The sequence below is a fragment of the Vibrio sp. 2-1-2a genome (genome assembly GCF_032648565.1).
GTDB lineage: Bacteria > Pseudomonadota > Gammaproteobacteria > Enterobacterales > Vibrionaceae > Vibrio > Vibrio diabolicus.
This window is the reverse complement of sequence record NZ_WBOH01000002.1, coordinates 211,947-235,246: the sequence shown is the minus strand read 5'-3', so window position 1 is coordinate 235,246 and position 23,300 is coordinate 211,947. Positions and strand designations below refer to the sequence as shown.

Annotated in this window: 19 protein-coding genes; 12 read left to right on the top strand and 7 right to left on the bottom strand. The window is 44.1% G+C overall.

Annotated features, from left to right (window positions below; translation table 11 throughout):
• Positions 1–96: 96 nt before the first annotated feature.
• A complete protein-coding gene (locus F7Y48_RS05690) occupies positions 97–1,293 on the bottom strand; it encodes an acetate kinase (protein ID WP_005396635.1) in 1,197 nt (398 codons plus the stop codon).
• 346 nt (positions 1,294–1,639) lie between these two features.
• Here F7Y48_RS05690 and yfbV point away from each other — a divergent pair, with 346 nt between their 5' ends.
• From yfbV to F7Y48_RS05660, 6 genes are all read left to right on the top strand, one after another.
• Positions 1,640–2,092 (top strand): terminus macrodomain insulation protein YfbV, encoded by a 453-nt coding sequence (gene yfbV, locus F7Y48_RS05685; protein ID WP_005380809.1) that lies wholly within the window; start codon positions 1,640–1,642, stop codon positions 2,090–2,092.
• Positions 2,093–2,421: 329 nt separating this feature from the next.
• Positions 2,422–3,387: an ABC transporter substrate-binding protein gene (locus F7Y48_RS05680; RefSeq protein ID WP_047010059.1), complete on the top strand. Its 966-nt coding sequence runs from the start codon at positions 2,422–2,424 to the stop codon at positions 3,385–3,387.
• 176 nt (positions 3,388–3,563) lie between these two features.
• On the top strand, positions 3,564–4,499 hold the full coding sequence (locus F7Y48_RS05675; protein WP_054574798.1) for an ABC transporter permease: 936 nt from the start codon (positions 3,564–3,566) through the stop codon (positions 4,497–4,499).
• Entirely contained in the window at positions 4,496–5,290 is a 795-nt protein-coding gene (locus tag F7Y48_RS05670; RefSeq protein WP_182036422.1) for an ABC transporter ATP-binding protein, read from the top strand. The genes F7Y48_RS05675 and F7Y48_RS05670 overlap by 4 nt, the downstream gene beginning before the upstream one ends.
• A 141-nt stretch (positions 5,291–5,431) precedes the next feature.
• Positions 5,432–7,258 (top strand): maltodextrin glucosidase, encoded by a 1,827-nt coding sequence (gene malZ, locus F7Y48_RS05665; RefSeq protein WP_316682208.1) that lies wholly within the window; start codon positions 5,432–5,434, stop codon positions 7,256–7,258.
• 174 nt (positions 7,259–7,432) lie between these two features.
• Positions 7,433–8,908 carry a sensor domain-containing diguanylate cyclase gene (locus tag F7Y48_RS05660; RefSeq protein ID WP_248381370.1) on the top strand — a complete coding sequence of 492 codons (1,476 nt, stop codon included), beginning with the start codon at positions 7,433–7,435 and terminating at the stop codon, positions 8,906–8,908.
• Between the two features lie 35 nt (positions 8,909–8,943).
• Here F7Y48_RS05660 and dusC read toward each other — a convergent pair whose 3' ends face one another.
• Positions 8,944–9,903 carry a tRNA dihydrouridine(16) synthase DusC gene (gene dusC / locus F7Y48_RS05655; RefSeq protein ID WP_006742820.1) on the bottom strand — a complete coding sequence of 320 codons (960 nt, stop codon included), beginning with the start codon at positions 9,901–9,903 and terminating at the stop codon, positions 8,944–8,946.
• 170 nt (positions 9,904–10,073) lie between these two features.
• Here dusC and F7Y48_RS05650 point away from each other — a divergent pair, with 170 nt between their 5' ends.
• Positions 10,074–10,691: a YecA family protein gene (locus F7Y48_RS05650; RefSeq protein ID WP_005396626.1), complete on the top strand. Its 618-nt coding sequence runs from the start codon at positions 10,074–10,076 to the stop codon at positions 10,689–10,691.
• A gap of 91 nt (positions 10,692–10,782) precedes the next feature.
• Here F7Y48_RS05650 and dsbB read toward each other — a convergent pair whose 3' ends face one another.
• Both dsbB and nhaB read right to left on the bottom strand, forming a co-directional pair.
• Entirely contained in the window at positions 10,783–11,319 is a 537-nt protein-coding gene (dsbB, locus tag F7Y48_RS05645) for a disulfide bond formation protein DsbB (RefSeq protein ID WP_047010053.1), read from the bottom strand.
• A gap of 82 nt (positions 11,320–11,401) precedes the next feature.
• Positions 11,402–12,988, bottom strand: coding sequence for a Na(+)/H(+) antiporter NhaB (gene nhaB, locus F7Y48_RS05640; RefSeq protein WP_005396952.1), 1,587 nt, complete (start codon positions 12,986–12,988; stop codon positions 11,402–11,404).
• Positions 12,989–13,627: 639 nt separating this feature from the next.
• On the opposite strand from nhaB, the gene fadR reads away from it, so the two are divergent.
• Positions 13,628–14,467 carry a fatty acid metabolism transcriptional regulator FadR gene (gene fadR / locus F7Y48_RS05635; protein WP_005396954.1) on the top strand — a complete coding sequence of 280 codons (840 nt, stop codon included), beginning with the start codon at positions 13,628–13,630 and terminating at the stop codon, positions 14,465–14,467.
• A 119-nt stretch (positions 14,468–14,586) separates the two neighbouring features.
• Here the strand turns inward: fadR and F7Y48_RS05630 are convergent, their stop codons facing one another.
• The gene (locus tag F7Y48_RS05630) at positions 14,587–15,396 is read right to left on the bottom strand and encodes a hypothetical protein (RefSeq protein WP_182036424.1); all 810 of its coding nucleotides are present in this window, start codon (positions 15,394–15,396) and stop codon (positions 14,587–14,589) included.
• 207 nt (positions 15,397–15,603) lie between these two features.
• Complete coding sequence (gene metG, locus F7Y48_RS05625; protein WP_134647364.1) at positions 15,604–17,679, bottom strand: methionine--tRNA ligase; 2,076 nt, start codon at positions 17,677–17,679, stop codon at positions 15,604–15,606.
• A 162-nt stretch (positions 17,680–17,841) separates the two neighbouring features.
• On the opposite strand from metG, the gene apbC reads away from it, so the two are divergent.
• From apbC to F7Y48_RS05610, 3 genes are all read left to right on the top strand, one after another.
• On the top strand, positions 17,842–18,918 hold the full coding sequence (gene apbC / locus F7Y48_RS05620) for an iron-sulfur cluster carrier protein ApbC (protein WP_182036425.1): 1,077 nt from the start codon (positions 17,842–17,844) through the stop codon (positions 18,916–18,918).
• Between the two features lie 180 nt (positions 18,919–19,098).
• Positions 19,099–19,740, top strand: a complete 642-nt coding sequence (gene udk, locus F7Y48_RS05615) for a uridine kinase (RefSeq protein ID WP_005396962.1) — start codon at positions 19,099–19,101, stop codon at positions 19,738–19,740.
• Positions 19,741–19,928: 188 nt separating this feature from the next.
• Positions 19,929–22,016 (top strand): AsmA family protein, encoded by a 2,088-nt coding sequence (locus tag F7Y48_RS05610; RefSeq protein WP_182036426.1) that lies wholly within the window; start codon positions 19,929–19,931, stop codon positions 22,014–22,016.
• Positions 22,017–22,078: 62 nt separating this feature from the next.
• Here F7Y48_RS05610 and cobO read toward each other — a convergent pair whose 3' ends face one another.
• Positions 22,079–22,684, bottom strand: coding sequence for a cob(I)yrinic acid a,c-diamide adenosyltransferase (gene cobO, locus F7Y48_RS05605; RefSeq protein WP_005396966.1), 606 nt, complete (start codon positions 22,682–22,684; stop codon positions 22,079–22,081).
• Positions 22,685–22,801: 117 nt separating this feature from the next.
• On the opposite strand from cobO, the gene F7Y48_RS05600 reads away from it, so the two are divergent.
• On the top strand, positions 22,802–23,251 hold the full coding sequence (locus F7Y48_RS05600) for a low molecular weight protein-tyrosine-phosphatase (RefSeq protein ID WP_164666428.1): 450 nt from the start codon (positions 22,802–22,804) through the stop codon (positions 23,249–23,251).
• Positions 23,252–23,300 lie beyond the last annotated feature (49 nt).

The following is a 23,300-nucleotide window of genomic DNA, read 5'->3' as shown; positions in this document are numbered from 1 at the left end:
CTCTTATTCCATGAAGCTCGAAGAATAGGAGTTGAGCCCCTAAGAAATTCGTTTGAATGAAAATCTGGCTAGCCGAGTGGCTAGCCAGTAATTCAATTAAAGACCTGTCAGGCGTGCAGTGTCTTCAGCGATGACTAGCTCTTCGTTAGTAGAGATAACCATTGCAGGGATACGGCTGTTTTCAGTCGTGATAACGCCTTCGCCGCCGAAGCGAGCTTTAAGGTTAGCTTCGCTATCTACTTCGATACCGAAGATGCCAAGACGGTTTAGAACCATTTCACGGATAGGGCCAGAGTTCTCGCCGATACCGCCAGTGAAAGTGATTGCGTCTAGACGACCGTCCATTGAAGCAGTGTAGCCAGCTACGTACTTAGCTAGACGGTGGCAGAACACGTCCATTGCGCGTGTTGCTTCTTCTTTCTCACCGTAGTTGTCTTCAACGAAACGACAGTCAGAAGTCACTTCAGTTAGACCTTGAAGACCAGACTCTTTAGTTAGCATCGTGTTGATTTGATCAACAGAGTAACCTAGAGCGTCGTGTAGGTGGAAGATGATCGCAGGGTCGATGTCGCCACAGCGAGTACCCATTACTAGACCTTCAAGTGGAGTAAGACCCATAGAAGTGTCTACAGATTGACCGTTCTTGATTGCACATACAGACGCGCCGTTACCTAGGTGACAGTTGATGATGTTTACTTCTTCAACTGGTTTGTTTAGTAGGCCAGCAACTTCACGAGTGATGAACAAGTGAGAAGTACCGTGCATGCCGTAACGACGGATACCGTGTTCTTTGTATAGGTTGTATGGAAGAGCGTATAGGTAAGACTCTTCAGGCATAGTTTGGTGGAACGCAGTGTCAAATACAGCAACGTTTTTCAGCTCTGGGAAGTTTTTCTTAGCCGCTTCGATACCGATGATGTGAGCAGGGTTATGAAGAGGTGCAAATGTTGCAGCGTCTTGAATACCTTTTAGAACTTCATCAGTGATTAGTGCAGATTGAGTGAACTGCTCGCCGCCGTGAACGATACGGTGACCGATTGCGCCTAGGTTAGCTTTAAGCTCTGGCTTAGAAGCAAGAATAGTTTCTACCATAAACGCTAGTGCTTCTTCGTGAGCTGCACCATTGCCTAGTTGAGCTTCGTGCTTGCCATCAAGTTTCCACTTGATGCGAGCTTCAGGAAGGTGAAGACACTCAGCAAGACCTGATAAGTGCTCGTCGCCGTTCTCGGCATCAACAACGGCAAATTTAAGAGAAGAACTACCGCAGTTTAAAACTAAAACTAGCTTAGACATGTATGACTACCTGTTATTCGTCTGATAAAAAATCAGTTAAAGAATGAAAAATTAATCACAAGAATAGCCGATACCCAGAAGGCTGCGTACTAATCCTGGTCAAAAATTGTTCTAATTCCATATAAAGAAATAGTGATGAACCCATCCATCACTATGATGCGATCCGTGCAGATAGATATCTCGGAGTTGCTTAAATTGTAAATAACAGCAACAATGAGATTGAGGGTCTGCAAAGGATAGCGATAATAAGCAATGATAACAAAAAAAATTTGAAAGAATATTAACTTTCATCAATTTTTTGTACCTTCAGTTGAAATGTTCAACTATTTTTTAGTGAGAGAGCGGTATGAGTAATAAAGTCGGATTGATCCATAGCCTGAAAGATGGCCAGAATTACATGGAGATCTGGCCGGTTCGTAAAGAGCTAAGCGCCATATTTCCGGAACAGCGTATCATTAAGGCGACTCGCTTTGGCATTAAAGTCATGCCAGCCGTCGCTGCGATCAGCGTACTCACTCAAATGGCATTCAACAATTACCACGCGTTACCTCAGTCTATTGTTGTCGCCTTGTTTGCGATTAGCTTGCCACTCCAAGGGATTTGGTGGCTTGGTGCTCGATCCAACACGAAACTGCCGCCTTCTCTGGCATCTTGGTATCGGGAGCTGCATCAAAAAATTGTGGAAACAGGTTTTGCACTAGAGCCTGTTAAAGCTCGCCCTCGTTATAAAGAGCTTGCGATAATACTGAACCGAGCGTTTCGCCAGCTCGATAAATCGTCACTAGAGCGTTGGTTCTAATTTAAATTGTTTGAAATGGAGTGTGCACTAGCCGCTCCATTTTTGATCCTGCCTCTATTACCTACTTTGACGGTCGTTGATGAAGCGAGCGAAGCTTTGTTTACCAAAGATTCTTTCCGGATGAAGAAGTCCCCCGATCACAAATGTTGCTTTAGTGTTAAATCTTTCTTTTCTTTACTAAGACTTAGTAGTAATAATAAAAACAAGATGCGCAAGAAGTGCACAGTTATACGAACACAACATTACCCCCTTCAAACATTTGAATTCACGAGTCGATATTCATGTTGAATGCTCGCGAAACAAGGACGAAGTCACATCAAGGAGTTATGATGAAAACGAAACGTTTATTAGCCACTGCCGTTCTATCTGCTACTGCTATTTTCTCTTCTGCCAATGTACTGGCCGCCACTGCAACCGTTGCAGTTTCACAAATTGTCGAACACCCCGCGTTAGACGCGACGCGTCAAGGATTGCTTGATGGTTTAAAAGCGAAAGGCTACGAAGAAGGCAAAAATCTAGAATTTGATTATAAGACCGCACAGGGTAACCCTGCGATTGCAGTGCAAATTGCCCGTCAGTATGTCGGCGAAAATCCTGATGTGTTAGTGGGTATCGCGACGCCTTCGGCACAAGCCTTGGTGTCGGCAACGCGCTCTATTCCTGTTGTCTTTACTGCGGTAACAGATCCGGTCGGTGCGAAATTGGTTAAGTCGATGGAACAACCAGGCAAAAACGTAACTGGCCTGTCTGATCTTTCACCCGTTGCTCAGCATGTCGACCTCATCCAAGAAATTCTCCCTCAGGTGAAAAGCATCGGGGTTGTATTTAATCCCGGTGAAGCTAATGCCGTGACTTTGGTTGAACTGCTAAAAGAAAGCGCAGAAGCAAAAGGCATACAAGTGGTTGAAGCTACCGCACTAAAAAGTGCTGATGTTCAGTCTGCGACTCAAGCGATTGCAGCGAAATCAGACATTCTTTACGCCCCAACAGACAATACAGTTGCAAGCGCGATTGAAGGGATGATTGTGGCAGCGAATCAAGCGAAAAAACCTGTATTTGGTGGTGCGACGTCATATGTCGAAAAAGGAGCAATTGCAGGCTTAGGTTTTGACTACTACCAGGTTGGTGTGCAAACCGCTGATTACGTGGCGGCGATTCTTGATGGTCAAGAACCAGGCAAGCTGGATGTAAAAGTCGCGACGGGCTCTGACCTCGTAATTAATGAAAGCGCGGCATCTAAGCTCGGTATCAAGCTGCCAAGTTCTGTGGTTGAACGTGCGACAAGCATGCAATAAGTAACGCTCTTTTTTGGGGTTAGGGCCTTCACGTCTGTTGATAGAGACTTGCCCCAAAGTTGATACTCGCCGGATTTCTCGTGCAGAGCACTCTGCTAAAGAAGAAGGGAGTATACGTTAGAAGTCTTAAGTTCAGGTTGGTATTAGCCAGCCTGAACATGCAGAAAGGAGCAGTTATGTCTGCATTTGCTTTTTTTGGCGCACTCGAAATTGGCTTAATTTATGGCCTGGTTGCCTTGGGTGTGTATCTTACGTTTCGTGTTCTCGATTTCCCCGATTTGAGTGTGGATGGCAGCTTTCCAATGGGCGCGGCGGTGGCTGCAACGGCGATTGTCGCAGGTATTAATCCTTGGCTTGCGACAATAATGGCGATGATAGCCGGTAGTATGACGGGTTGGGTAACCGCTTTTCTGGCTGTTCGATGTGGTATTTTGCACCTGTTAGCTTCCATTCTTACCATGATCGCGGCATTTTCAATCAATATTCGTATTATGGGCAAACCTAATATGGCGTTGCTTGGAGAGGATACTATTCTCACGCCGTTTGAAGCCTTGGGCGATCCGATGTTCATTCGCCCTCTGGTTGTTGGGGTCTTAGTTCTTTTGTCCGCTTTCTTTGTCATTCGCCTGCTGAACAGCGACTTTGGTCTTGGTTTACGGGCCACGGGCGTTAATGCGCGTATGGTTTCTGCGCAAGGGGCGAGCACTGGTTTTTATACCTACTTTGGGTTGGCTTTATCCAACGGTTTTGTCGGATTCGCAGGCGCGTTGTTTGCACAAACGAACAGCTTTGCAGATGTGACCTCTGGCGTGGGCACCATTGTGGTTGGTTTGGCTGCTGTGATTTTGGGCCAGACCCTTATTCCCGGGCGAAAAATTTGGGTTGCGGTATTTGCTGTCATCATCGGTTCGGTACTTTATCGTCTTGCAGTGGCTTTCGCTTTGAGCTCTGGCATGTTTGGTTTACAAGCTTCAGACCTCAACCTTGTTACCGCAGTATTGGTGGCTGTGGCGCTTATTGCTCCAAAGCTAAAACAGAGCATGAGAGCGAAACAACGCGTTACTGATGCTAAACAAGCGGCATCAAAAAATGGTTCTGGGGAGGCGTTATGATCGAACTTAATAATATTCAGGTCACGTTCAACCTAGGGACGATTTTAGAAAATCGTGCATTGAAAGGCGTCTCTTTAGAGGTTCCAGAGCATCAATTTCTTACCGTGATTGGATCTAATGGCGCAGGAAAATCGACGTTGCTTGGCGCGGTAACAGGCGAGACGCCGATGATAGGTGGTCAGGTGATCATTGATGGCAAAGACGTCACCAAGCAGACGGTTGCCCAGCGTGCGACGCAATGCGCACGAGTGTTTCAAGATCCATTGGCCGGAACCTGTGGAGAGCTAACGATAGAAGAGAACATGGCTTTAGCGTACATGCGTGGTAAAAAACGCAGTTGGGGTTTGGCGCTTTCAGCTAAACGTCGCAAGCTGTTCCAAGAGCGAATTAGCATCCTAGGGCTTGGTTTAGAAGATCGTCTGGGCGATAGCATTGGCTTACTGTCCGGTGGACAACGACAAGCCGTTAGCCTTGTGATGGCGACGTTATCGGAGAGTAAGTTGTTATTGCTTGATGAACACACGGCTGCGCTTGATCCTCGTATGGCGGCGTTTGTTATCGACTTAACTAAACGTATTGTCGATGAGTTCGATTTAACCGTGATGATGGTGACGCATTCGATGAAAGACGCATTAGCATGTGGCGATAGGACCGTAATGCTTCACCAAGGTGAAATTGTGCTAGATGTGGCTGGAGAGCAGCGCGCTAACATGCAAGTACCAGACTTGTTGGATATGTTCTCCAAAGTGCGTGGCGAAGAGCTTGCAGATGACAGTCTCTTGTTGAACTAAGCAGTATCCTACCAGTCACTACGCCTACTAAGTGTGATCCTCCTTGGGAAAATTGGCTGATATGTCAACTCGCAAGGAGGATTTCTTGTCTCTCATTCTCCAATAACATAGTGGCATATCCGATGACGAGGAGTGCCCATAATGAACCTGCCATTTATTTTTCATAGTCAAACTATTGATGGTTTAGCTTTTAATCAAGAGCAAGTAACAGTCAGACTGAAAACCGAGACATTGGATTTTGATTCCGTATATGTGCGTCTTGAGCCGGACAATGAAGAATATCTGGTCGACATGGCTCAAATTGGAACAGCTGGGGAATTGTTACTATGGGAAGCATCGTTCCGACCAAATCGAGATCGAGATGTCACACATTATGTGTTTAAGCTCCTCAAAGACGGACAACAATACTGGCTCGATGCACGAGGCGTACAAAAGCGTATTCCACCCAAAGAGTTCCACTTTAAGTTGAATGTAAACCATCAACCACCAAGCTGGGTCCAAGAGCAAGTGTTCTATCAAATCTTTCCTGACCGTTTTTCTGCTAGTAAAAGTGAATCTGACATTCGTAAAGCTTATGCTCAGCATGATTCAGAAGCGATCATTAAATCGTGGGGAGACGCGGTGGGATCTCACAAAAATACAGGAGCAAGAGAGTTTTTTGGCGGCGATCTCAAAGGTGTAGAGCAGAGGTTGGATTACCTTGAGCAGCTCGGCGTAACAGCGCTTTACTTCAATCCGATTTTTTCTTCACCAAGTAACCACAAATACGACACTACGGATTACTTCACTGTTGATCCTATGTTTGGCACCAATGCTCAGTTTGCAGAACTGTGTGAGAAGATTTGTGGTAAGAATATGAAGATTGTCTTAGACGCGGTGTTTAACCACACGTCAGTGCATCATCCTTGGTTTGATATCCAACAAAAAGGAGAAGGGGCGTATGGCAATCCGCAGTCAAAGTTCCGCGATTACTACTTTTTCGAAGACGAAACCAATCATTATATCGGTTGGAAGGGTATTGGAAACTTACCGGTTCTGAACTTCGAAAATGAACAAGTGCGTGACTATATCTATCAAAGCGAAGAATCTGTCATTAAGCACTGGCTTAACCCTCCATACTCAGTCGATGGTTGGCGATTTGATGTTATCCATATGCTTGGCGAAGGAGAGGGAGCGAAAAACAATGCTCATTATGTTGAAGCGTTTCGCCATGCGACGAAGTCAGTCAATCCGAATGCCTATGTGCTAGGTGAGCACTTTTTTGAAGCAACGCAGTGGTTGCAAGGTGATCAAGAGGATGGGGCGATGAACTACTACGGTTTTGCTCATCCAGTTCGAGCTTTTATCGCGCAGCAAGATATTATGTATGAACCAATCAACATTGATGGTTTGGAGTTTAAAGCATGGTTGGACGAAGCCAGAGCAAAAATTCCATTTTCGAATCAGCTATCGCAGCTAAATCAACTCGATAGTCATGATACTGCTCGTTTTATCACACTGGTTGATGGTGATAAGCGTAAAATGAACATCGCACTTGCTCTGCTCATGACATACGTCGGTACACCTTGTATTTACTATGGGAGTGAAGTCGGACTAGAGGGAGGGCTGGACCCGGATAATCGTCGCTGTTTCCCTTGGAATGAAATCGAAAACTCAGCATGGCTGTCGATTTACAAGCAATGGATTTCGATACGTAAACAGTACAAGTCTTTACAGTCTGGTAGTATTCAATGGCTGCATTGTGATACCAACGTGCTGGCTTATGCGCGCGTACTTGGAAGTGAAGCGATCGTTGTTGTGATGAATCTAAGTGGCGATGAGTGTTCAATTGACTTGCCTCTGTGGCAACTTGGTTTGGAGGCTACCCATCTTTCGTCACTACTGGATGTACGCGAACTTATTGATTATAAGGGTCATCTTTCTGTCAATATACCTGCACAGAGCTTCAAATTGTGGCGACTAAAGTGACACCACACTCTATATTGATTAAACTCCTTTAATATATAAACGGTCTCAAACAGCGCGCACTCATTTGTTTGGTCTCTTGTTATCTGGTGCTGTATTGCATGCGTCACCAGATAACGAGTATCAATTTAACAGCTGTCATAAGAGACTATTGACCTTTCATATGCATGGTACCCAATGGTAAACCAAAGGCGATTTAGCCTCTCATTTGTCATCTTTTTTCCTCTGGCACTATTTGTAGTGATTTTACTCGTTACAACGAAAAATTACTATGATGCGGTTAACCGCTATATTGATTCAGAGTATGCACGTATTGATCGTGCCATGTCCCGTGGTATTAAAGTTCTCACCGCCTTAGATTACAGCTTTACTAATTATACGAATTACGCTAACCCATTGTCTGAAGAGCACAATTCTTTAGTCAAAAAGGGGATTTGTTATATTTGGCCGATAGACGTTTTGTTGCTAGAGAGTGTCTATAGTGAGGGGTTACCTGCGGTTGATCTTGATTACATGATAGTGGGCGATGAAAGCTTATGTCAGCAAGGTTCAACGATTAACCAATCAGCTGAACAAAAGGCGGGTTTTGCACCGTCATTGTCTTTTCTGCACGATATTGAATCCCACATCGTTGGTATTCATTACATCGATAAGCGTGGTTACGTTATTTCGTCTCCTGACACGTACGCGAAAAACTTCACTAGAGAGCTTTGGTCAACGCTAAAAGCGCGCCCATTTTGGCAAAAAACCGCACAAGATAAAGTGAACATCACCTTGGCCGGACCTGGGCCGACGTTGGATTCGATGGAAGGTCAAACCATTAGTTTGACAGTGCCTGTTTACGAAAAAGGGAGGCATCAAGGAGTGCTGTCCATTGATTTTGATGTCAATGCGTTGATGGCTTCGTCGCTAGGTCTTGTTGGTAAGTTTCATTTGGTTTCCAATTTACAATCCATTCCTTCAAACAGTACACGGATCAAACCAGTCGAGTTAGAGCGATTGAGTGCGAATCACAGCATGTACTACGAGTACAACCTTTGGGATGAAGCTAAGAACCTAGCGGTTTTCGAAAAATACAGCCTTATTGTTGCGCTCTCTATTTACGTTTTGAGCACAGTCGTATTGTTCTATGTGAATATGCATAGTGAGCGTCGTTATTTCAAAGATCTCGCCGCCAGAGATCCGATGACGAGTTTGTTGAACCGTCGAGGAATGCAAACCGTGTGGCGCAATAAGATGACGAAAAAACAGGTTGCATTAGCAGTGTTCGATATTGATAACTTCAAGAAGATCAATGATACCTATGGTCATGATGTCGGCGATTCTGCGATTCAGCTAGTTGCAAAATGTATACGTGAAAATATTCGCCACACCGATGTCGCCTCAAGATTTGGTGGTGAAGAGTTCGTGTTGGCGATTTACGACGAAGACTCGGAAGGCATTAAGCTAATTTTAGAGCGGGTAAAAAAAGCCATAGACGAACGCTCGACACGCGTGACTAAAGAAGGCTTTACGATCTCTGGCGGTGTGGTGTTCAGTAAAGAGAACCGAGTGGAAAGCTTTGATGAGTTATTTAAAGCGGCGGATGAAAAGTTATATCAAGCCAAGAGTACAGGCAAAAATAAGATTTGCTACGAAGATCTAAGCGCTTAAAGGGCGAGCAGTTCGCCCTTTGCAATGCTCAGATTTTATGCAACCTGAGAATTTAACTCATCACGATAACGTTGAATATGCTCAACAATCGGCGCGGCTTTGTTAAACGTTCGGATTTCTCTGAATAGATCTTTTGCTTCAGGATAGGCCTGACGTAAGTAAGAGAACCATTGTTTTACACGGTTTGGATAGTACAAGCCTTTGTCGCCTTTCATCTCAAACTTGGAGTAGTAGATCAGTAGCTCAACCACCTCGGGCCATGACATTGGCTGATGGTTGTGTTTTACCATGTTGCCCAAGTTAGGGATATTGAAAGCGCCGCGGCACACCATCAAAGAGTCAACGCCAGTCGTTTCAATGCAACGTTGACCATCTTCATAATTCCAAATTTCGCCATTCGCAATAAGCGGAATATCAAAACGTTCGCGAATTTGGTTGATGTAATCCCATTTTATCTCAGACGCTTTGTAACCACCCTGCTTAGTCCGAGCGTGAACGGTGAGTTCATTTGCACCAGCAGATTGAATGGCATCAACAATTTCAAAGCAATCTTCAGGGTTTTCCCAGCCAAGACGAATTTTTGCGGTCACAGGAATAGCCTCTGGAACAGCTTCTCGACAAGCTTTAACCACACGGTGAATTAGCTCAGGATGCTGAAGTAGAGCAGCACCGCCCTTACTTTTATTGACCATTTTGGCTGGGCAACCAAAATTTATGTCGATGCCTCTGGCGCCTAGGCTCGCCGCTTTAATTGCGTTCTCAGCCATCCAGTTTGGTTCTTGTCCTAACAATTGCACATGTACTGGCACACCTGATGCGGTTTGAGAACCTTGCAACAGCTCCGGGCATAAACGGTGAAATACATGATCGGGCAATAACTGGTCGATGACTCGAACAAATTCCGTAACACATAGGTCATAGTCGTTTATCTCGGTCAGGATTTGGCGCATCAAATGGTCTAAAACGCCTTCCATTGGGCCTAGTACAACTCGCATAGTTTGCCTAATACAGTTTGGTGATAAAAAGGAGGGCGATTGTAGCGATGTAAGCTAAGTTTGTCATTAAAAGACTCAAAGCACTCAATACAGTCAAACTCGCAACTCCCGGTTACGTGCTTTTATGCTCTGAGGTATAATGCCGCCAAATTTATGGGAAACCAGATGTCATGCAATACACATTGATTGAGAAAGGCGAAATTCACATCGATGAATCTTGCCTATTTATCGAAGGCGCAGTGCTCGCTGCTAATCTGACGACAAAACCACTCGCTCCTGAAAAGTGGTTAGAGCCGCTATTAGGTGAAGGATTCAAAGCGATTCAACCGGCAGTAGAAGAGCAAATTCACAAGCAGCACAACCGAATTCAACGAAACGAATATTCCGTGCTAGAGCTAACAGGCAAAGAACCTGAACAACTTGCTGATTTTGCCGAAGGCTTTATGTCTGTTTGGCCAATGATTGAAGAACAATGGCAAGACGTTGAGCTCAATGATGGATTGCAGCGTATGCTACAAGCATTACTGACCACTTTGATGCTGGCTATCGATGAGTCGGCAACGCAGCAACAGATGCGCGACGCCGGTATTGAAACGCCTCCAGCTCTTGCAGATTTGGTCGACCAGCTTGATTTGATGGTAGGTGAAGTGGCGTTAGGTGCGGATGAGTTGATGGTAGGCAATAAGGCTCAAAGCCTAAACCCATTCAAAGGTATCGGGCGCAATGATCCTTGTCCTTGTGAGAGCGGCAAAAAGTTCAAGCAGTGTTGTGGTCAATCACGTGGTTGAGTTAACGTGGTTAAGTTAAATAGCCGCCATGTTTACTCAGTAAAAAGCCGACCATCTGGTCGGCTTTTTTCGTTATCATTTCTCTGAAGGATTAACGAATCGGATTAGTACGTCTTACTGGGAAGAATTGTGCGATCACAATTAATGCTAAAGCGATTAAATTGCCCGCGAAAATAACTACTAACCATTGTGGCATTGATAAATCGAGGAATTGCCAAACAATCTTCGAGCAATCGCCGTATGCTTCGAACATCCAAGGAACCCACTGATTAAGCGGAGCCCAGCTAGGGAATGTTACGAATAAATCACAAGTCGCGAATGGTGATGGGTTAAACTGATAATCAACGTGCTGCTGAGCAAGCAACAGTCCTTTGTAAGAGCTTAATCCCCAGCCAATCAAACCTAGCCAACGGAAAACTGGGTTATTTGGTGCCATAAGACCAACGATTGCAGCGACACCCACTCCCATCATCGCGACTCGTTCGTAGATACACATGACACATGGTGCAAGCATCATGACGTGCTGAAAATAGAGGGCACATGCTTCAAAGAAAACGACGAATAGCAGAAGCAGCAGCCACGATAAGCGTCCCTTCGAAAACTGGTTAAGTGAATTTAAAATAGTCACGTTTTTGTTCCTGTCTGAAATAGAAAAGCTCTGAATACTCAGAGCTTTTTAACGTGGATAAGTTTCCTAATCAACTCAAATTTTAGTGACCGCCAGAGACTACGGGAGTCAGATCACCACTATGAGGTAAAATCCAGCCTGCATCGTAGAAAGAAGCCGTTGCAGGCTCTAGGAAGAACATAATGCCCATTAGCCCGACAATCGCAAGAACGATGGTGTAAGGCAGCGCCATGATAACCATTCGACCGTAAGACAGACGAATTAATGGAGCGAGAGCCGAGGTGAGTAGGAATAGGAATGCCGCTTGACCGTTTGGCGTAGCAACAGATGGTAGGTTAGTACCAGTGTTGATAGCAACTGCCAGTAAGTCGAACTGCTCGCGAGTAATGAGACCTTCAATGAGTGCTGTTTTTACTTCATTGATGTAAACCGTACCGACGAATACGTTATCCGACACCATTGATAGTAAGCCATTCGCGACATAGAACAGAGCTAACTGAGTGCCTTTATCTTCAACGGCAAGCACCGCGTCGATAACTGGTTTAAACAACTCTTGGTCGATGATTACCGCAACGATCGAGAAAAATACCGCAAGTAGTGCAGTGAAAGGCAGAGCCTCTTCAAACGCTTTACCCATGGAATGCTCTTCAATGACGCCAGTGAAAGCCGTCGCTAAGATGATCACTGAAAGACCAATTAAGCCTACTGCCGCCAAGTGTAAGGCTAATGCCACGATCAACCAAACAGCAATAAGCCCTTGAACCCATAGCTTTGCAACGTCTTGATTGGTACGCGTTTTGCGCTCTTCATTGTCAAAGTCAACGAGGATTTGACGAACGTTGTTAGGAAGTTTTGCACCGTAGCCAAACACTTTAAGCTTTTCGACTAGAGCACAAGTGATGAGACCGCAGAAAAATACGGGTAGCGTCACTGGAGACATACGGATTAGGAATTCACCAAATAACCAACCCGCCTGGTCTGCAATAATTAAGTTTTGAGGTTCACCTACCATAGTGGTTACGCCACCTAGCGCAGTACCTACACCAGCGTGCATCAACAATGAGCGTAAAAAGGCGCGGTAATTTTCTAAGTCATCACGCGTTAACTCAGTGATCGTGTCATCTTGTGTGTGGTCATGGTCACCAATCGGGTTACCTGACGCCACTTTGTGGTAGATAGAGTAGAAACCGATCGCAACACTGATAACAACGGCGATAACCGTCAAAGCATCCAAAAACGCAGATAAAAATGCAGCGGCAAAGCAAAACGCAAGTGATAGAAGAGTTTTGGAGCGAATACCAAGTAAAATTTTGGTAAAAATGAACAGCAATAAATGCTTCATGAAGTAGATGCCAGCAACCATAAATACCAGCAGCAGTAATACCTCAATATTTGCCACCAACTCGTGCTTAACTTGCGCAGGGCTAGTCATGCCGATAGCGATGGCTTCAATAGCAAGTAAACCACCAGGTTGTAATGGGTAGCATTTCAATGCCATTGCAAGCGTGAAAATAAATTCAGCAACCAGCAACCACCCAGCAACAAATGGGTTTATTAGGAAGAATACAATCGGGTTAATTATTAAGAAGGCTATAATGGCAACTTTGTACCAATCAGGCGCTTTACCAAGAAAGTTCTTGATAAAAGCGTTTCCGAGCGATATCGGCATGATAATTCTCTTTATAACAAAATTATGAATAGACACTACAATAGTGCTTAAGTATCTGTTTGTGAGACTTATTAACTAGTCTTTTAAAACAATAACTTAGTAAAACAACAATCCTTTGTTTATTGCAGTCTTGCCAAGTTACTTCCCCTGAACTCAAGCACCGCTCACTTTCGACCGCAAACTCTACACTCAGGCATTTATTAGTCAATAACAAAACGTGATGCTACCGACTAAAATGACTTTTTAAATGTAATAACGCGATCAAAACGGCGTTACTATATCATGAAAGGCTCAAAAAAATCCTCTTGGATTTTAAATGACGGTCAGTGACGAGAAAAGGCAAATTAAGAAAGAATATTAACTGTGATATACAAAGTAATTTTTCATATTTTGAATATAAAATTGTGACGCAGTAGTCTTTATTTCTCCGCAATTTGTGAGCTGTTTAATTAAACGAAAATTAAGATTTTACCGCTTTCACTCGCACGTCAGACCGTCCTAGATTGACATAACATATAGAGTATTAACTCTATATTGTGGAATCGTTTCAATTATTGATCGTAAATTTTCTCAAACCGTTAAGTAGTGGTATGATGAGTAGTATCGACCCTCAGAAATCAATATTGGATAAAAAGTAGAATGGTCATAAAGGCGAAAAGCCCTGCGGGATTCGCAGAAAAATATATTATCGAGAGCATTTGGAACGGCCGTTTTCCTCCTGGCTCTATTTTACCTGCTGAACGCGAGCTGTCTGAGCTAATTGGTGTTACTCGAACGACTTTACGAGAGGTTCTTCAACGACTAGCCCGTGATGGTTGGTTAACAATCCAACACGGTAAACCAACTAAGGTAAACCAATTTATGGAGACCTCTGGTCTGCATATTTTGGATACGTTGATGACGTTGGACGTAGATAACGCAACAAACATTGTAGAAGATTTGCTTGCAGCACGTACCAACATCAGCCCTATCTTTATGCGTTATGCATTTAAAGCAAATAAAGAGAACTCTGAGCGCACGATCAAGAATGTAATTGAATCTTGTGAAGCTTTAATGAATGCTGCTTCTTGGGACGATTTCATCGCTTCTTCACCTTATGCTGAGAAAGTCTTACAGAACGTGAAAGAAGACAACGAGAAAGATGAAGCGAAGCGTCAAGAAATCTTGATTGCTAAAACGTTCAACTTTTACGACTACATGTTGTTCCAACGCCTAGCATTCCATTCAGGGAATCAGATTTACGGTTTGATTTTTAATGGCTTGAAGAAGCTCTATGATCGCGTTGGTAGCTATTACTTCTCAAACCCAGCTTCTCGTGAGCTAGCGCTGAAGTTTTACCATCAGTTGCTAGAAACTTGTGAAAGTGGTCAGCGTGAACAACTGCCAGTTGTGATTCGTCACTATGGTATGGAAAGCGCGCTAATCTGGAACGAGATGAAAAAGCAATTACCAACGAACTTCACAGAAGATGACAGCTAAGCGCTGAGAAGTTAGATGAATGAAAAACCGCAGAACCTAAGGTCTGCGGTTTTTTTGTTTTTACCTATAGATACCAGTTACGTTCCTGTTGTGACAATTGGCACGGCACTGTATAGAGCTTATCTTGCTACAGAGAGTTTGGGCAACGGTAGATACAATGCTTCAACGATGTCTGAAAGGACGTGGTCGTAAGTATTGAAGATGGTCAACGATAAGTCTGATGTGACTCCATAAAGCTCTGCTTCTGTTAAATCGACATGACTTCCTGTCACATAGCTATTTAATGTCTGTATTGAGCGTGTGGAAGCAGGAGAAACGATACTAAGCGGAGCGATAACTGCTAATTGATTTAGCTTACGTGTCATAACCGATGCGTAATTTTTGAAACGCTCATTCCCCCCTTGCTCTCCCAAGTCTTGAATGCTAATTCTCAATTGAGTCAGGGTTTCTAAGCTATCCATGATGTTTTGCCAGTTCATGTGGTACTCATTATGTAGATCATCTCGTTGTTCTACCGCTAACCAAGCAATCGTGACTTCATCCATCAAGAACAAGCAATGACGAATTAACTTACCATGCTCCATCTGGTTCCTTGCAACACTGTGATCGTTCCATTGTTCAAGCAGTTTTCCTACTTTGATCTGCAGCACGCGATACATGGGTTTATTTTCAAAGCGTGAGGTTTCGACCAAAAGATGCAGTTTGTTGGTGAGATCGTTATGAAGGACTTCTAATTCTTGTTCGTTATTTTGTTGAAATTGAAGTGAGTAGTGCGTCGCGGCTCGATGGCGTCTCAGCAGATGAACAACATCTCTCAATAATGTTAACAGCTGATATTTACGCGCGTGTTGCTGCTCTCGTTTAGAAGATAAGTGATATATTCCGGCTAAAATAGCGATAGATAATAATGTGGAAATCAAAACAAACATAACCAACTCCTTGTTAGTGTTTGGACCTAGCAAGGAAGATTGCAGTTTTGATGCCAAACAAAAATTAAATTAAAACAATTGGTTATATTAAATGTTCTTTTTGAACGGTCGTTATTGGTGCATGGATTCACCAAAGTTGTGAATATGATCAAAAAAAATCCCTGCCAAATTGGCAGGGATTTTATAGTGTTATATTTGGAATGCGACTTACATTACACGCATGCCAGGTTGAGCGCCTTCGTGCGGCTCAAGAATCCATAAGTCGCTACCACCAGGGCCCGCTGCTAGGATCATGCCTTCTGACATACCAAACTTCATCTTACGAGGTTTTAGGTTTGCTACCATTACCGTTAGTTTGCCTTCTAGCTCTTCAGGTTTGTACGCTGACTTGATGCCAGAGAACACTTGACGAGTTTCACCACCGATGTCCAGTTGGAACTTAAGCAGTTTGTTTGCTTTTGGCACTTCTTCACAAGAGATGATACGAGCGATACGCATATCTACTGCTGCAAAAGCGTCGAACTCAATCTCTTCAGCGATTGGCTCTTTGTCTAGCTCAGTTTGGCTAGCCTTGTTCTTTTCCGCTTCTGCTTTCTCTTTCGCCGCCATTTCTGCCGCCGCATCTTCTTTAGATGCTTCGATCATCGCTTCAACATTCTTCGGATCGATACGGTTGAATAGTGCTTTGAACTTAGTGATCTCGTGGCCTGTTAGTGGCGCAGCGATGTTTTCCCAAGTCAGCTCTTGGTTTAGGAATGCTTCAGTACGTGCAGCAAGTGCAGGCATCACTGGTTTCAGGTAAGTCATCAGTACACGGAACAGGTTGATACCGACAGAACAGATGTCTTGTAGCTCCTGATCTTTGCCTTCTTCTTTTGCTACAACCCACGGTGCTTTTTCATCAATGTATTGGTTAGCTTTGTCTGCCAATGCCGTGATTTCACGGATTGCACGACCAAATTCACGTGTTTCGTAAAGCTCAGCGATACGGTCAGCCGCAGCAACAAATTCGTTGTAAAGCTCAGGCTCTGCAAAGTTGTCAGACAGTTTGCCTTCAAAACGTTTCGCGATGAAGCCTGCATTACGCGATGCGAGGTTAACGATCTTGTTAACAACATCAGCGTTTACGCGCTGAGTGAAGTCTTCAAGGTTAAGATCTAGATCGTCGATACGGCTGTTTAGCTTCGCAGCGTAGTAGTAACGTAGACACTCAGGGTCTAGGTGCTCTAGGTAAGTGCTTGCTTTTACGAAAGTACCTTTAGACTTCGACATTTTCGCGCCGTTTACCGTTACGTAGCCATGTACGAATACGTTGTTTGGTTTACGGAAGCCGGAACCTTCTAGCATTGCTGGCCAGAATAGGCTGTGGAAGTAAACGATGTCTTTACCGATGAAGTGGTACAGTTCTGCTGAGCTGTCTTTCTTCCAGTACTCGTCGAAATCTAGGTCGTCGCGCTTGTCACATAGGTTTTTGAAAGAGCCCATGTAGCCGATAGGTGCGTCTAGCCATACGTAGAAGAATTTGTTCTTCTCTCCTGGGATTTCGAAGCCAAAGTATGGCGCATCACGTGAGATATCCCATTGCTGCAAACCAGATTCGAACCATTCTTGCATTTTGTTCGCTGTTTCAGCTTGTAGCGAGCCAGAGCGAGTCCACTCTTTTAGCATGCTTTCAAACTGAGGTAGGTCGAAGAAGAAGTGCTCAGAATCTTTCATTACTGGCGTCGCACCAGAAACCGCAGATTTAGGATTGATCAGTTCTGTTGGGCTGTAAGTCTCACCACAGTTGTCACAGTTGTCACCGTACTGGTCTTCTGACTTACATTTTGGACACGTACCTTTTACGAAACGGTCCGGTAGGAACATCTCTTTTTCTGGGTCGAACAACTGAGAAATTGTGCGGCTAGAGATAAAGCCGTTTTTCTTCAGCTCAAGATAAATGTGTGACGCTAGCTCACGGTTCTCATCTGAGTGTGTGCTGTGGTAGTTATCAAAGCTGATATCAAAGCCAGCAAAGTCTTTCTGGTGCTCTTCGCTAACTGCGGCAATCATTTCTTCAGGAGTAATACCCATCTGTTGCGCTTTAAGCATGATTGGCGTGCCGTGAGCATCGTCAGCACAGATGAAGTTTACAGTGTTGCCGCGTAGGCGTTGGTAACGAACCCAAATGTCCGCTTGGATATGCTCAAGCATATGACCAAGGTGGATCGAACCGTTAGCGTACGGAAGGGCACAAGTTACCAGCATTTTCCTTGACGGAAAGTTTCTTGGATCGTTTGCCATACTTAATATTCGCTTTTCTTGATAGGTATAAATAAATTTTGATGGATAATACTACCCCATGAACTCACTAACTCCAAGGTGTCAAACTGCGGAATGCCTTAGTTTTTTTGGGGTTCTGGTTGAGGCAGGACGGTGTTAGCATGACATCTAAAAGGAGGACTTATGCATCAGTTCACTTCAAAACAAGATTTTTGTCACTGGTTTAACCAATTCCAGCATCCACAGTTGGTGGAAAATTGGGCAGATATTCATGGCGCAATTTCGATTACGGCACAAGGTTCTGTTGAGATAACGTTGCCATTCGCAAGTAATGAGCTTCAAACCATATTGCATGACTGGATTAAACAGCAACAAACCGCAGGTAAAGTGGCTGAATTCCCATTCAATATTCGCCTTGGAGTTAAAGCATTAGAAACTCAAGTGGCCAATCCGGTTAAAGGTGTAAAGAACATCATTGCCGTTAGTTCTGCGAAAGGTGGGGTCGGTAAATCAACGACTGCGGTTAACTTAGCGTTGGCGATTGCTCAATCTGGGGCAAAAGTGGGATTGTTGGATGCGGATATCTATGGACCTTCCGTCCCTATGATGTTAGGGCAAGAAGATGCAAAACCAGAAGTTCGTGATGGTAAGTGGATGGAGCCCATTTTCGCTCACGGCATCTATACTCACTCTATCGGCTATTTAGTGGACAAATCAGAAGCGGCAATATGGCGCGGTCCAATGGCTTCAAAAGCGTTGTCGCAGTTATTAACGGAAACAGACTGGCCCGATTTAGATTATTTGGTGATTGATATGCCGCCAGGCACGGGTGATATACAGTTAACGTTGTCACAACAGATTCCGGTAACAGGTAGTGTGCTAGTCACTACACCGCAAGACTTGGCGCTTGCCGATGCAAGAAAGGGAGCGGCAATGTTTAACAAAGTTCATGTCCCGGTTATCGGTGTTGTGGAAAACATGAGTTATCACATTTGTAGCCAATGTGGCGCGAAAGAGCATATTTTTGGCATGGGTGGTGCAGAAAAAATGTCGCAAGAGTTTGGCTTAGCACTGCTAGGACAAATTCCGCTTCATATCTCTATGCGCGAAGATATTGACGCTGGCGTGCCAACGGTAGCAAGGCGTCCAGAAAGTGAGCATGCAGGGTATTACAAGCAGCTTGCCGATCGCATATGTAGCACGATGTTTTGGCAAGGCAAAGCAAAACCAGATGCGATTAGCTTTACAATGGTGAACTAAGTTTACTATGCCTGTTGGTTGATAATTGCACATTTTAACGTTTGCTCGGAGGTTAATCCTCTGAGCAGGCAGAAACTTATGACTAAACCCTAATTCCAGCTAGTAACTATGGGGTGAACTCCCTATAATCAGGCAGTTTATCTTTTTATGTGACTAGAAATCATCATCGGGTGCAAACTAATGTCTGATAATAATCAATGCGTCATCGTAGGTATTGCTGGCGCTTCTGCTTCTGGAAAAAGTCTGATCGCGAGCACTATTTATAATGAGCTTCGCGCGAAAGTAGGCGATCATCAAATCGGTGTCATCACGGAAGATTGCTACTACAACGACCAAAGCCACCTAAGCATGGAAGAGCGAGTAAAGACGAACTACGATCACCCGAGTGCGTTGGACCACGACCTACTGTGTGAGCACCTTGAAAAATTGGTACGTGGTGAAGCAGTAGAAGTACCTGAGTACAGCTACACTGAGCACACAAGAACAAGTAACACGACCACAATGACGCCTAAAAAGGTGATCATTCTAGAAGGCATCCTTCTTCTTACTGACCCTCGTCTTCGTGATTTGATGCACGCGACAGTATTTATGGATACACCGTTAGATATTTGCTTGCTTCGTCGTGTTAAGCGTGACGTGGAAGAACGAGGCCGAACTATGGAATCTGTTCTCAAGCAGTATCAACAAACAGTACGTCCGATGTTCATGCAGTTTATCGAACCTTCTAAGCAATATGCGGACATTATTGTTCCTCGCGGTGGTAAAAACCGTATCGCAATCGATGTATTAAAAGCTCACATTGCAAGACTTTTGAAAGCTTAAGCCTTTAGACGGCTATATCGCTTTATTTTTAAGAGAAGAAGTGGCACCTTAAGTGCCACTTCTTTTTTTGTTTTTAAATTAGTCAGTTGCAGGTTAAAACCAGACATTTTTCACGCTTTTGTGGAACTGTCAGCGGTAAATGGAGTCTGCGCTTATAATTGTAAAAACACTCGAGCAAGGAAAAACAAATGAAGAAACTGCTCTTAATTCTAGCAATACCGATTGTGGTCATTTTGGTCGCAATTTTAGCGTTAACCATCTTCGTCAATCCTAACCAGTTTAAGCCCCTTATTGTTGAGCAAGCGCAAAAGCAAACCGGTTTAGAGCTAGTGATTGAAGGAGATATCAGTTGGCAATTTTTCCCATCGATCGGCTTTGAGTTGGGACATACAGAATTGCGAAACCCACAAGGCTTTAGTAAACCCAATTTATTCAAAGTTGATACCGTTGGTGTAGACATCTCTGTCATGCCACTTTTTAGTCAGCAGCTTGAAATTGGAAACGTCACGCTTGATGGGGCTGAGTTCTATATCGAAACCAAGAAAGATGGCAGCAAGAATATTGACGCATTGACGAAAGCCCAAACACAACAAGCAGAGCAAGCGAGCGATACTGCGCCTACGCAAAATGGTGAAACGCAGCCTTCTGGCTCTGATTGGAGCATTAATCTTGCTGGTGTTACGGTTTCTAATGGTTCATTAGAAATGCAGGATAAGCAAGCCGGTAGTTACACCAAACTTTATGATATTTCATTAAACCTTTCCGAATTCGCTTTTGACAACTGGACAACGGCTGATTTTGGCGTGAAGGGCGAAATGAATGACCAAAAGTTCACCGCGAAAGGTCAGGTCGACTTTAAGCTAGAAAAAGGTTTGGCAAACTACGCGCTAAAGAACATCAACTTCGATGCGACATACTCTGACCCTGCCAATAAGATTGAATCGGCAACGATCGGTTTAGATACATTTGAATTCGATAAAGTAAATAACCTGACTTATGCCTTGAAGGGCGACGCTGGTGGTATGAAGTTAGATATGCAGGGTGCTGGTCAACTTGGTGTAGACAAGGCTATCAGCAAAGTGCAGTTGGATAAGTTAACTCTTAAATCGATTTTTGAGGGTGATGCATTACCTCAGTCACCGATGAAAGTCGACATGGTGTCTGATCTGTCTTTCGACCTGACGAAAAACCACCTGAGTTTTGTCCTAGAGAAGTTAACAGCGAATGCTATTGCCTTAGATGGTAAAGCAGATGTGACACTTGGTGATATTCCTAAAGTACGATTTGCTCTCCATAGCCCAAATATCGATCTTGATGAGTTCTTAGGGTTAGATAAGCAAGCTGCTGAAGGTAATAAGCCTGCTTCTGGTGGCGAGAGTGCTCCTGCCGGACCTGAGGTTGAGCCTGATTTGTCTGCGTTGAAAACGTTAGATGTAAAGGGTGACATTACCATCGACAAATTCAAAGCGGCAAATGCGAAGATGGAAGCGGTAAAAGCGAGCTTCACTGTAAATCGTGGCGTGTTTGAGCTTACATCATTTAGTTCGAAGTTGTACCAAGGCTCAATCTCAGCGACAGCGAAGTTAGATGCACGCCAATCACCAGCGACTTACAGTGTGAAAAAGTCAATCAAAGGCGTGAAAGTTCAACCGCTACTTATAGACGTTGCTGAAAACGACAAACTTGAAGGGACAGGTAACATTGATGTGAATGTTACCGGTAAGAGTCTCACGCCTACCGGTATCAAGAAGAATCTTTCTGGTACGGTTGTTATCAATTTTGCTGACGGTGCGGTAAATGGCATCAACGTTGCTCAGTTGATTCGTGAAAACTACGCAAAATTTAAAGGGCAAAAAGTCGAAGGCACCAATGAAGTTAAGAAAACAGACTTTAGTGCGATGACGGCGACATTGAAACTCAACAAAGGTGTAGTATCAACGGATAATATGCAAGCTCAGTCTCCATTGTTACGTGTTCGTGGTAAAGGTACCGCAAACTACATCAATGAAACAGTCGACTTTACTATCAGCACGTCAGTTGTAGGCAGCCTAGAAGGCCAAGGCGGCAAAGATATAGATGAGCTGAAAGATATCACGATTCCAATCAATGTGTCTGGTAAGTGGGCGGCTCCTAAATTCAAGCTCGTATTCGATGATGTTCTGAAGCAGAAAGCTCAGAAAGAAATCGATCGTGGCGTAGAGAAGCTAACGGACAAGATCAAAGACGAAAAAACCAAAGAAGCAGTCGATGGTTTGATAAAGAATCTATTCAATTAGATTCGAGCCAAAGCAAAAAGGGTTGGCATTAGCCAACCCTTTTTTAATTCTGCTGGTGAGCTTTACCAGTCGACACCTTTCAGCGCTTTGACGCCTGACTCAAATGCATGCTTTACATTCTTCACTTCAGAAACGGTATCAGCCATTTCAATCAGAGTGCGATGAGCGCCACGACCAGTAATGACAACCGACTGCATTTTAGGGCGGTTGTTCAGCGCTTCAACGACCTCGTCTAAATCAATGTAGCCGTAGCTTACCATGTACGTCAGCTCGTCAAAAAGAACCACATCGATAGATTCATCTTTGAGCATGCGCTTACATTCTTGCCATACGCCTTGCGCTGCTTCGGTATCAGCGGCTTTGTTTTGAGTTTCCCATGTAAAGCCGGTCGCCATTACTTGGAATTCAACGCCGAGTTTCTCAAGTAGGTTGCGCTCACCATTATCCCAAGTACCTTTAATAAACTGCGCGACAGCACAATTCAAACCATGACCCACTGCGCGTGCTATCGTACCGAACCCTGATGTCGATTTACCTTTACCATTTCCGGTAATGATCAGTAGCAGACCTTTTTCCTCTTGAGCAGCAGCAATTTTTGCGTCTACCTGTTCTTTGACTTTTTGTTGGCGAGCCTTATGGCGTGCTTCTTTATTTTCTTCGATAGACATAATACTTCCTCAATTCCTTTTCGTGCTGTGCCCAAGCTAATTTGGGTTCATTGATTTATCTCGCTATGATAGAACAACATATCGTGAAGAAAAACCACCGATAATTCAGGGAATAAAATGAAGAAAATACTTGTTGTTTGTATGGGAAACATTTGTCGGTCACCAACCGGAGAAGCAGTGTTAAGAGCGAAAGCTCAAGAGTTGGGTATTGCCGTGGAGGTTGATTCGGCAGGTGCGATTGGCTACCACGCAGGAAACCCACCGGATTCAAGGGCAATGGCCGCAGGAAAGCAGCGAGGTTACTCTTTTAAAGGAATGCGTGCGCGTCAAGTTACCATTGATGACTTTGAAAAGTTTGACCTGATATTAGCCGCAGATAAAGCAAATTTAGCCGATTTATTGGATATTTGTCCGTTGAAGTATCGACACAAAGTATCGTTATTTTTAAGTCATTCTGGGTCAGATTACGATGAAGTCCCAGACCCATATTACGGTGGAAAAGATGGCTTTGAACTGGTGCTTGATTTAATCGAAGAGGCATCAGAGGAGATTTTGAAGAAGCTATAATCGCCGGGCTTAAAGATAATAGGAAAAGGGATGAGCTGAGCCCATCCCT